The organism is Cyanobium sp. HWJ4-Hawea (genome assembly GCF_024345815.1).
In the GTDB taxonomy this organism is placed as follows: Bacteria; Cyanobacteriota; Cyanobacteriia; order PCC-6307; family Cyanobiaceae; genus Cyanobium_A.
Map to the genome: position 1 here is coordinate 19,673 of NZ_JAGQBV010000007.1, position 11,218 is coordinate 30,890.

At 62.6% G+C, this 11,218-nt stretch carries 6 protein-coding genes; 1 reads left to right on the forward strand and 5 read right to left on the reverse strand.

Annotated features, from left to right (window positions below; genetic code table 11):
* The first annotated feature begins 84 nt into the window (after positions 1–84).
* Complete coding sequence (locus KBY58_RS02770; protein WP_255002731.1) at positions 85–291, forward strand: hypothetical protein; 207 nt, start codon at positions 85–87, stop codon at positions 289–291.
* A gap of 36 nt (positions 292–327) precedes the next feature.
* Here the strand turns inward: KBY58_RS02770 and KBY58_RS02775 are convergent, their stop codons facing one another.
* Genes KBY58_RS02775 through KBY58_RS02795 form a run of 5 tightly spaced genes read right to left on the reverse strand, consistent with a single transcriptional unit; the run spans position 328 to position 11,182 of the window.
* Complete coding sequence (locus tag KBY58_RS02775; RefSeq protein ID WP_255002732.1) at positions 328–789, reverse strand: DUF6998 domain-containing protein; 462 nt, start codon at positions 787–789, stop codon at positions 328–330.
* A 28-nt stretch (positions 790–817) separates the two neighbouring features.
* Complete coding sequence (locus tag KBY58_RS02780; protein ID WP_255002733.1) at positions 818–2,992, reverse strand: 3'-5' exonuclease; 2,175 nt, start codon at positions 2,990–2,992, stop codon at positions 818–820.
* On the reverse strand, positions 2,989–9,513 hold the full coding sequence (locus KBY58_RS02785) for a DEAD/DEAH box helicase (protein ID WP_255002735.1): 6,525 nt from the start codon (positions 9,511–9,513) through the stop codon (positions 2,989–2,991). Before KBY58_RS02785 ends, KBY58_RS02780 begins: the two co-directional genes overlap by 4 nt.
* The gene (locus tag KBY58_RS02790; protein ID WP_255002737.1) at positions 9,513–10,436 is read right to left on the reverse strand and encodes a nucleotidyl transferase AbiEii/AbiGii toxin family protein; all 924 of its coding nucleotides are present in this window, start codon (positions 10,434–10,436) and stop codon (positions 9,513–9,515) included. The genes KBY58_RS02785 and KBY58_RS02790 overlap by 1 nt, the downstream gene beginning before the upstream one ends.
* Positions 10,433–11,182 (reverse strand): type IV toxin-antitoxin system AbiEi family antitoxin domain-containing protein, encoded by a 750-nt coding sequence (locus KBY58_RS02795; protein WP_255002739.1) that lies wholly within the window; start codon positions 11,180–11,182, stop codon positions 10,433–10,435. Before KBY58_RS02795 ends, KBY58_RS02790 begins: the two co-directional genes overlap by 4 nt.
* Positions 11,183–11,218 lie beyond the last annotated feature (36 nt).

Consider the following 11,218-nt stretch of genomic DNA (forward strand, 5'->3'; position numbering starts at 1 on the left):
GGGATCTGCTGATTAGGCCGCGGCGGTAATCCCGGGGGTGGCCGCAGAAATGGCAGCAGAATTGGGCCAGCAGGTCGATCGGCGATGGCCGGCAGCAGCAGGCCCAGGCGACCCAGCACCCGATCGGCTGGGCCATGGCCCACCACCGGGCAGGGGATGATTCCGCCGGCAGATCCGGCAGGACCGGCGGCGATTCTCGATCGGCGCGCTAGGCCGTCCTGGGTGGAGTTGCTGGTGGCGGGCTTCCTATTGGTGCTGGAGCGGTCGGGCCATGCTCAACCCGGTCATTGAAGTGCTAGTTGAGTGTTGGCTATATGCAATGGAATCTCATTGGTTTGCAGTGCATATCTTCTTGAGGCGCAATGCCAGAGGGAGCTCAGCGTGAAGACCTTTGAGCAGGGAAATACTGATGGAGCGCACGCCACGGTGATTTGGCTTGCGCGCATTTTCCCAAGGATTGATGGCAGGGCCTCCATAGATGAGCTCGATCATTGTGCGTCGAATACGGACAACCAGTAGCAAACCTTTAGACCCATAGATTGGAACGTAGGAACCTTTGCCGCTTGTGCGGATCTGAACGGGTTCGCCTAGCTCAGTCTCGGCGTCGAAATCTTTGCTGTTTCCCGGGAGGAGCTTCAGGCCGAAAGCATCGGCAGCCAGATATTCACCGGGGGTGCCAACGCAGAAGCCAGAAGGCGTGCAGGGCCTACCATCGCATTCCTCGCTGAGCTCATCACAGATCTTGTAGAGCCGATTGAGAAGTTGATGAATTCGTTTGGCATTGGCCATGGCTTAAGACACCGGATAACGCCCCTTCTCAGGAGTAGGAGTTGGTGATAAACGGCGATGGTTTGCCACTGTAGGTTATAACAACTCTTTTTTTTGCCCGGGTGGCGGCAACATGCAGCAGTGATCGCTCCTGTTGTTCAAATAGTTCTCGCGATAGCTGGTCTGGGCGCTGATCAAGTTCAAAGCGCAGGGGCATCTGGGCTACATCAAGCCCGGGGATAAAGACCTGATCAAATTCGAGGCCTTTGACCCTGTGCATGGTGGCCAGCCGCAGGGAGGGGTCGCTGGGGTCATCGGATTCATCGGCATTGATCACGCGAGTAGCGAATCCCTCTTTTTGCAGGGTGAAGTTGAGTTTCTCGATGGCTCCATTGGTGCGAGCTGTTACACAGGTGGCCGCAAGACTGCCCTGTTCCTGTTGGATCTGGCGCAGGGTTTTTGCCAGGAAGCGTTGCTCCTCAGCTGGATCATCAAACGCCTCGATCAGCGGCGCATCTCCATGCAGCAGCGACCGATAGTCGGTCGCAGGATCTAGGCCCCCATCGAGGTCGTCAAAATCGAGCCCGTGCAACACCGCCGTAGCCCAGGCCCGGGTTTCTTCTGTGGTGCGGTAATTGATGCGCAGCTTGCGGGAGCGGCCACGAACCTCAATGCCGCAACGGCTCAGCACCACAGGCTTGCCGTAGATGCGCTGGTGGGGGTCGCCCACGATGAACAGATCATTGGCATGGGTTTGCCCCAAAAGGGTGCGCAACAGGGAGAAGCCCGCGACATCGAGATCCTGGGCCTCATCCACCACCACGGATGCGTAGCGGGCATCTAGGCCCGATTCACGAATTAGGTCTGTTGCTGCCTGTTTGGCCTCCTCCGGCTCCCACAGGCCCCGCTGCCGCAATTCCATGCGCATGGCATCAAAAACCGGCCAGATTTGGGCGCGGTTCTGGCGACTGAGGCGGGTGCCCCGCCCCACACGTTTAGCGGTGAGGTAATCGGGTTGGGTGCGGCAACCATTGGCCAAAACGACCTCCTTCCATTCCTCTTGGTAGAAGCGCAGATCAAGACCGAGGGAAGGGTCAGACATGGCCATTGCCAGTTCCCAGCAAGCCTTGCGGGCACCTTCGTCGAACACCCTCACGGGCAGGCCCTGGCCCTTAAGAAAGGTGCTAACCCAGCCATCAAGATGGATCACTTCAAGCCGCTGCAGCTCTTCTGGGCTGCAGATCTTGGTGAGGCTGCTGCGGATGTCGGTGGCCAGATTGCGGGTGTAGGTCGTAAAGAGCACCCGCCCTGGCGCCCCTGATTTGATCAACTGCTGCGCCAACCAACAAGCGCGGTGCATTGCCACCACTGTTTTGCCCGTGCCCGCCCCACCAAGCACTCGTACCGGCCCGCTCCAGTCGCGTTCCACCAGGCGGCGCTGGCTTGGGTGCAGGAAAACCCGCCACTGCTCCAGGGGGGCGGCGAGCATTGCTTCCAATACGTCGTCGTCGGTGATGACCAAAAACTCCGCCCTGCTCTCCGGGGTATCCAGGGCGGCGGCCAGATCATTGGGGTCGATGTGATCCGGGCGCTGCCTTTCCAGCTCTTCGATCACGCTCTCAATTGAGCGACCTTCCGCCAGCAGGATCAAGCCATCCACACAGTCTTTTGGCACCCACTCGATCAGGCGACTGAGGCTCTCATCACTGCTGACCGCACGCACCGCCGGCAAAAGCGCTTCTGGTACCCCGAGCAGCATTAGTTGCTCGTCTGCGCAGTGGCCAAATAGCGACGGCAAGCTGGCGGAAGCCACTGGTTTTGATTCCTCTGGCTGAGGTGCAGGGCCGGATTGGGCATCGCCCACCGCGACCTCTGCGGCCTCCACATCCACCACCTGCAGGGCCCCATTGACCCGGTTGACATGGCAGGTGCGGCGGCGAGCCCATTGGTAGGCGTCGTCGTGTTTATCGATCCAAAGCAACACGTAGGTGTCGCCCTGTTCTGGAGCGCGCAGGATGCAGCGAATTTCCTGATCTACCCGTAGCGAGCGGATCATGGGATCCTTGCCGCCTTCGATTCGCTCGTAGTTAAGGCCGGTGCTGCGGGGATTTTCGCGGAATTTGGCAATAAACGAAGCAGCCTTGCTGCGACCCTTCTCCGGCAACTTATTGAGCGCCTTAAGGAAGTCGCTGGAGAGGGCAACGGTGAGGCGGGGCTCGCTCATGGGGCTGTTGAGGTGGCGGATGTTTGCAGGGCGGTGCTGATGGTGGCGGCTGTGGTTTCAGCAGCGGTTGGGTCGGGGGGATCGTCGATGGTCCAGCAACGCCAACCTGCGGCGGCAAAGGGGGGCAGTTGGTCGGCATCCAGGAACATCGCCAGTCGTTGATTCGGCCAGGCCAATTCGGCTTCTGCTAACACTTCACCCTTGGCGCCCTCTAGCTCATACCCCAGCTCGGGCAGGGCCAGGCTGTATTTACGGATAGTGGGTTGCAGGGCCGCAAGCAATGGCCTGCAGCTGGGATGGGCAAATTGATTCAGCTCCTGCCAGGCGATGGCATCCTGCTCAAAATCGCCGCCGGCCTGAGCGGCGGCGGCATCGGCTGCAGCTCCTTTGACCCAAATCTCATAGGGCCCCAAGGAGGCCTCTTGCTCGGCTCCGCCCCAGCCCGGTGTGCTGATCAGCCCGTGGGGGATGAACTGGAAAAGGTTGGCCTGGCGCAGCCATTCGCGCCAAGCGGCTTGCTGCTGGTGCTCACTGCCTGCTGCCTCCGGATCGAAGTGGATTACCCGAAAGCTGGCGGCGGGGTGCAGGCGTTGATGCAGCTCGAGGTCTGCGAGGTTTAGGGCGCCTAGGCCCGGTGCAATCTCCAAGCGCTGGCCTATGCACTGGCCCTTGGCCGATACCTGCCATTCCTGGAGGTGGGGTCCGAGTTCGAGCTCTGCAATCGCTTGGCTCAATTCAGGGGCAGATATTGGTGTGGATGTGACCTGGGCCTGGGCGAACTGTTGGGCTAAGCCCTGCCACCAGGCCTCGTTTGGATGGAGCAGATAGGCCATCAACAGCTCCAGGCTGCTGGCCAATTGGGCCTGGCGGGGTGCAAGGTCTGGCAGGGGCTGGGCACCTGCATCGGGCGCGGGCCACCAGCGATTAAAGAGCTCTGGCTTGGCTACGAAGGCTGGCATCACACCCACCTGCAGCCCATTGGGTTCGAGGGGGTGCTGGGCGCTGGGGGGTTTGTCAACGACGTCGTCCCAGCTCAAGCCCCAAAACAAATAGCGGCCACTGCGCTGCAGTGCCATGCGCTGCTGGGCATCGGTGGCCAGGCGCCCGCGGTGGTATTCCCAGCCATCGGTGTAGATCGCAATTGGTTTGCCGCCGGCGGTGGGGGTGAGCAGGAAATCGGATCGCGAGAACGCCCCAACCCCCTGAGCATCACCTATTGAAACCTGCTGTTCCAATTTCCAGCTGACGCTGTAGCTGCCATGGCTCAGGCTGAGCAGATAGCCCTTGCGGCCATGAATTACGTCGTCGCGGAGCGAGGCCCGGGCTCCTTCCGGTAGCCCCTTGCCCTCCCGCAGCTTTTCTAAAAAGAGCAGCTCAAGTTCACTTTCAGCGCGGGTGTTGATCGTGACCTCCGAGAGGCTGCGTTCGCTGGGCTGGAGCTCGGGCCAGCGCTTGAGGATGGTTTGGAGCTGGTCGATGGCGCGCAGTTTGCTGGTGTTTTCGCGGTTAAAGCGCTCGCGATAGCGAAAGATGCAGCGATAACAGCCATCGCTGCAGGGGCAGCTCTGTAGGGCTTGGAGGGAGCGCTGGAAAACCTCTTTGAGATCTTCGCCGCCGCGATCGATCAGTTGACGCACATAGCCGGTGCCCCCGGGCACCGAATCAAATAAATAGAGAAAGGTTTTGCGTTGGCGACTTCCAGGCTGGGGCTCTTCCCCAAGGGCTGATTGGAGGTGGTCCACCTTGCCGCCAAAGCGCTGCTTCAGGCCGAGGTGGAGGGCACCGATGAAGGAGGGTTGGCCGGCGTCATCCCAGAAGTTGGCACCAGGTAAAAGGAAGCGCAGGGCCTCTGAGCGAAACTCCCGATACATGAACAGCAGCTGGCGCAGCTGGGCGTCATCGGGCTTGTCGCGGAAGCGGCAAGACCAGGTGTGGTTGCTGGCCTTGGCCTTGCCGTGCTGCACCTTGCCGCAGCTACGGCAAAGCTCAAAGCCCCGCACCTTGAGGTTTTTGCCAGCAATGGTGTGGGCCTTACCAACCGCGTGCTGCTCACCGAAGTTGATCTCGCGGAAGGTGGTGCTAGCCAGATACTCCACACCAAAGGGAAACTCCTCGTCTTCGATCGCCAGGGAGATCTCCCGGCGGTTGAGGTCGGGAAGGATTAGTAACTCGCGCAGGAAAAAAAGCGGGTTGCGTTCATCGGCGTCGTCGCCGAAGCGGCTGCGGGCATCTTCTGTGGTGGCCTGCACCTGCTTGAGCTTGGTCATCTCCTTGACCTGGCCCTGGTCGGCGTAGCCGCTGTTGCCACAGCGGGGGCATTCCTTGCGGCCGAAGTCATCGCTAGTGGAGAGGCAGGCGTAGGAACAGGAAGGGCAGAAGCGCCAATGCTCACTGGGGTTGAGATTGGGGTCGACCTGGTCAACCTTGACGCGGCGGCCCTGGGCATAGAACTGGCCATCGGGCACCAGTTCGCGAATGGCCACGTTGGCGGGGCGTTCGTAGCTCAATGGAGGCAGTTCTTCGCTGCGGTTTGCTCTATCGCCGCGGGCAGGGTTACGGCGCCAGAGCACCGATTTGAGGGTGACTCCCGCCTCCGGGAAGGCGTAGTTGGGCAGGAAGCCCTCATCGGTGAGCATGGCCAGCAGCGGGCGGGTATCGAGGGCCTTGCGCAGCAGACCAAAGGCCTTCATTTCGCGGTAGATCTGGTCCTTGTCGTCTTTTTGGGTTGGGGTGAGGGCATCGCCGAGCTCCGAGAGCTTGTTGAATCGCTCGCGCAGCCGCCGGGCCTCGGCACTGAGGCGTTTGCGCTCGAGAATTAGCTCCTCAAGGCGCTGCAGCAAATCCTGGGCATAGGGGCTGCTGTAGGCCGACCCGGCAGTGGCAAGGAACACCCGGGCCAGCTCCTGGCGGCTGGTTTCGGCGAGGTTGGTGTCAAATAAACCCAGGAAGCGCTCGAGCAGCTCACCTTGGTGGGCCTCGCACCAGCTGAGCCAGGTGTAGGGGAAGGCTGATTTGACAGTGCCTGCTCCCGATTGCTCCACCGCATCGAGCACGGCCTTCAGCTGCTTGGGTAGAGCCTGGTAATCGATGCCGCTGATCACCCAGCGATCGAGGCTGTAGGCCAGTAGCTGGCGCCTCAAGATGGCTGCTGCATCGAGATAGCAGCCGGGTGGATTCACCTGCCCCTGCAGCATCTCGCGGGGATCGGAGAAGAAGTAGAGGTCGTGGGCGGTGCCTGTTACGAGCGTGCCCACCAGGGCGTTGCCATCACGGCGGCCGGCACGGCCGATGCGCTGCAGGTAATTGGCGGGTTCCGGTGGCACTGAGGCCAGCAGCACCGTGGAGAGATCACCGATGTTGATACCCATCTCCAGGGTGGAGGTGGCTGAAAGCAGGTTGGGATCGCTGCGGTATTCGCTGCGGATGAACTGGGTTTCCAGCCGCTCGCGATCGGGGCGCGGCAGCAGGCCGGTGTGCTCTCTCGCCACGATGCGATGCACGTCGCCACCTTCGTAGAGGCGGCGATAGAGGGGCAAACCGCCGCGGGCATCAAGGCTGTAATTGCCTTGGCAATGGCGCACCTGGCAGGGCATGCCATCCCAGGAGCTGAGTTGATCTGCGGGCACTGCCTGGGCATCGCCGCAACAGGTGCAACGCAGGCGTTTGGGCTCGATGCTGACCTGAATGCAGGCCCGGGGAATTGCCCAGATGTGCTCACCGCGGCTGCCGGCGATCTCCAGCAGCAGCTGCGCTTCGATCAGGGCAGCCACCACAGCCTGCAGCACTTCCTTTTGCTGCTCGGCATCCAGCGGTTGACTGGGCTTGAGGGTGCGCAGCAGCCAGTGCTGCGCCCAGGTGGGCCTGCCGGTTTCACGCACCAGCTGCTCAAAGTTGCCCTTACCGCGGAAGCTGGTGGGGAAGTTGGGCCGGGCCGAGCTGGGGCCAAAGCGTGGGGTATGGGTGATCCTTTGATTGAGCACAAAGGTGTCTGTGCCGCCGCTCAATAGGTAATCGGATCCCTTGCCGTCTTTGGCTAGTAGTTCGGGAAGATCCAGGGCGCCGCGCTGGCGCCAGTGATGCAGCAGCCCCACCACCAGCTGCCCTAGCTGGGCGGCGGTGGCCTGGCGCAGTGGTTCAATTTCGTTCTGGAGGCGGCTCAACAGGGCGGGCAGTAGGGCATTGATGGCCTGGGGATCAACGCCTGCCGCCAGGGAACCGGCCTGCTCCACCGACGAACCCAAGCGGGAGCGATAGCCGAATTCAGCGGCCACTTCCCAGCGCAGACGATCACAAACCAGACGCAGCAAGGTGCTGTCTGCAGCAAGGCTGGGGGTGTCCTGCTGCTGCAGGGCATCCCATTCCCGCAGCCATTCGAGGTCGTTGGGGATGAAGGTGGCGGCAAAGTCCACCGGATTTGGGAAACGTTGCTGCCATTCGCTGATCAGCTGTTCCTGCAGCTGATCAAGGCCAATTGGCCCGGCCTTGGCGAGCTGGGCTTGCTGCACCGTGCTGGTGAGGGCGGTGCGAAAGGAGGTGCGATAGGCGCGGGCGGCAATGAAGCCGGCGCGATGGGCGGCGTCTTGCACGGAATCACAGAAGGCCAGCAGCTTTTTGTCGCCGTTGAAGGGTGACGCAAATAGGGCGGCGCTCCAGGTGCTGGTGAGGTTTGCGGCGGAGGAACCAATCAGCAGCAGGCCCTGCTGGGCAGAGCAGTGGGGGCAATCGCGGCTGACATGGGGATGGTTGTTGTCGTCTTGGTATCTGCAATCGGGGATGGCCACCGGCAGCAGGCTGCGGCTCTGGCAGTTGGGGCAGGCTCCAGCTGCAACTTCCTGAGCCGGATGAAAGGAAAGGCATTCGCCGCAAAGGCGATAGACGGCGTCGCTGGCGCCGGTGGGAAATAGGTAACGAAGCTCCGGGGCACCAGAAAAGAAGGCCTTGTAGAAGCCCTGCAAATTGCTGCTCCGATCGAGGCGATTGCTGCCCTGGCTGATCACGGTGGAGGCCCAGGCGGTGGCACCACAGTCGCGGCAGTGGACAACGGGTAGGTGGGGGCTGGCTTCTGCGCCCGATAGGTCGTCGGAATGGCGCAGCTGGGGCTCGGTTTCCACCGAGGCCACCATCCGCTTGAGCTCCCGTAGCCAGAGCTGTTGGCGCAGGTTGAGCCAGGGCACTGCCACCTCTTGGCCATTGAGCAGGGTGGCGCTGCGGCGGGCATGGGCCACCAGGGCCAGCAGGCTTTCCAGCAGCAACACCCGATAGGGGCGGGGGAAGCGATCCCCCAGGCCCAGCTGGCGGGAGAAGCGATCGAGCAGCTCTTCTATCGAGCAGGTGTCTTTGGCTTGGCGCACCAGGTTGTGGACTGCTGGCAAGGTGCCAAGCCGCCGCCCAAGCTCCAGTCGCCAGGCGGGATCGCTGATGTTGCCTTCTAAAGGTGGTGGCAGGGTGTCGCCGAACCAGAGCTGGGCCTGCAGGGTGATGTAAGCGGTGGCACCGGCGGCGTTGCTGGGATTGAGCAGGGGCTCACTCTCGACACCGGGTAGGGGCAGGGCAAAGAGACCTTCCTCGCCGTAGGCGGTGTGACCTGAGAAGAACTCTTCTGCGCTGAGGCGCTCTTCCTGGATCAGGGAGGCGGGCTCAAAGCTGCTGGCAAAGATCTGGCCGGCGTAGTTGAGCATTGCCTGGCTTGATTCCGGGCCACCGAGGGTGGCTGAGGTGCCCACGCACACCAGCCCATCGCCGGGGCAACCAAGACGATCCCGCAGCCGACGGATCAGACAGGCCAGATCGGTGCCCTGGGCGCCATCGAAGCTGTGGAACTCATCGACAACGAGATAGCGCAAAACACTGCTGCCATCGGCCAACTGGCCGTTGTGCTCCCACAGGCCCTGGACATGCGGCTGGATCAGCAAATAATCCAGCTGCTTGTAATTGGTGAGCAGGATGTCGGGGGGAGCCTTATGCAGGGCCTCCTTATCGGTGATCACGCTGGTGGCGGTCATCGCCGTGGTGGGCGTGTCATCGGAGGCGCCGATGTAGAGGCCAGCGCGTAGGCCCGCCAAGGCAGGGGTGCTGTGTATCAAATCGGCGATGCGGCGACCCTGGTCGGTGGCCAGGGCATTCATTGGATAGATCAGGATCGCCTTGATGCCGCGGGTTCCTTGGGCCTGCTGCTGGCGGCAGTGCTCCAGCAACGGCAGCAGGAAACACTCGGTTTTGCCAGAACCGGTGCCGGTTGCTACCAGGGTGTTGCGCGGTGTGCCGGGCAGCAGCCGATCAAAGGCTTGCTCCTGGTGGAGGTAAGGCGGGAAGGAAAGGGGAATCTGGGGAAACCAGTTGCGCCCAGAGCCCTCCCGAAAGGGCAAGGCAACCGAAACGAAAGGGCCCTTAAGCAGCTGCTCGCGCTCGGCCAGGAAGCGGTCGATCAGCCCCGTAAACCCTGGCGTGGTGGGGTGAAAGGCGGTGCGGATCGCGTCTTGCGCTACCTGCTCCAGCTCGCTGGCAACAACGGAGGGGAGCATCAGGCCAGCCCTCCTGCCTGCTGAAAACAGTCCTGCAGCCGCTCAACCTGTTCGGCGCGCTTGGGGCCCTTCAGCTTTGCCAGGTTCTGGAGCTTCCAGCGGATGGCTGGCAGTTCCTGGAGATGGGCAAATGGCATGCAGTCCCAGCGGGGCTGGTTCTGCACCAGAGAAAGCAGAAAAGTGCGGTGCTGGTCGGTGAGGGCGCGGGGGAGGTCGTGAACCAAGCGCGTGCGGGTCTGCTCCAGGGCCTCCAGGCTTACCTCGTTGCGGGTCATGCCGTTGAACTGATTGGCGAACGTGGCCTCCAGAGGCTGGAGACGAGGCACAAGCAGCTCATGCACCGGCCTGTTGTGGCCGGCCAGGTAGGCCACGAAGCAATCCATGATCTCCGGGGTAAGCCCGGTGTCGTTGTAGAGCACCAAAACGTCGAACAGATCGCGGGGGTGCTGCCGGTCCATGGCCGCAACCAGTTTGCTGCCATAGAGCTCGGCGGTGGCGAGCAGCGGCAGGGTGACCGCCTGGGCGAACTGCTCTTCCGTGGTTGGTGAAAGCGGCCGCTGCTGCAGGGGGAGCAGTGCTCCCCGGAACACCTCATTCACCTCCACCTTCACTGTGGCCGAGGGGCCGGCCACCATCAGCCTGGTTTCATTGCTGCCGCTGTTCCTGCGCTGCTGCACCTCGTAGCCCATGGCCTCCAGGCTCTGGGTGATCGCACTGAGCTCGCTAGCAATGGCCTGCAACGCGGCCTCACGGCCGAGGCTGTGGTTGGTGAACACCACGTCGATGTCCACCGAAAGGCGGGGCAGGTCGTGCAGGAACAGATTGAGGGCGGTGCCGCCCTTGATGGCGAAGTGGGGCGCGGCGAACACCACCGGAGCGATGTCCAGCAGCAGGCGCACCGTGGCGATGTAGGCGCTGTTCATGGTGTGGCGGCTAAATCCAGGCGCTCACCGGTGCGGCCCACGGCCACCCAGCGGCGCCCACCACCGAGGCGGCGGCTGTGCTGCTGAGCCAGTTCCGCCCAGGGCAACGCGAGCTCGCTCGCCAGAAGGGCAGCGAGACGCACCACCTTGATGCGGGTGAGATGGCCGAGCAGCTCATCGAGCAGCGGCAGCCGCAGGTTGCGCGTGCTCTCCACCAGCTGGCGCACCTCCTCCAGACCTTCGAAGCTGCCGGTGTCGCTGAGCAGCTCCAGCAGGGCCCGCTCGGGAGCGGATACAGGCAGATCTGGATGGCCGCCGGTCAGGGGAGCCAGGCCGAGCCCCGCGGGCAGACCGTGATCAAAGATGTGGGCCACGCGGTAGCGCACGGGCACAACGCCATCGAGCCAGCTGGGTAGGCGGGCCGGCTGATCACCCCAGAGCACCACCGTTTCCCGGTAGGCCAGGTTGTGACGTACACCGCGCCAGGCCAGGGCCGTTTTGCCGGCTACATGCAACCCCGGCACCTGCTGCGCCAGGAAGGCCAAGCAGGCATCCCGCTGCAGGGTGTCACCAGGAAGCCCATAGGCGCCGCGGGCCAGACGCAGCAACCAGCCCGATCGCACCAGCGCGGAAGCCCGCTTGGCGGAGATGCCATGGGCGGCCAGGATCTCCATCCCCAAGGGGCCGCCGCGCGGCAACTGCGCCAGCGGCTCTTTGAATGAAAAACGAGCCGCAGGGCGTTTCATAGCTGAACTCTAGCCACTTTTCCATGCAACCCCACG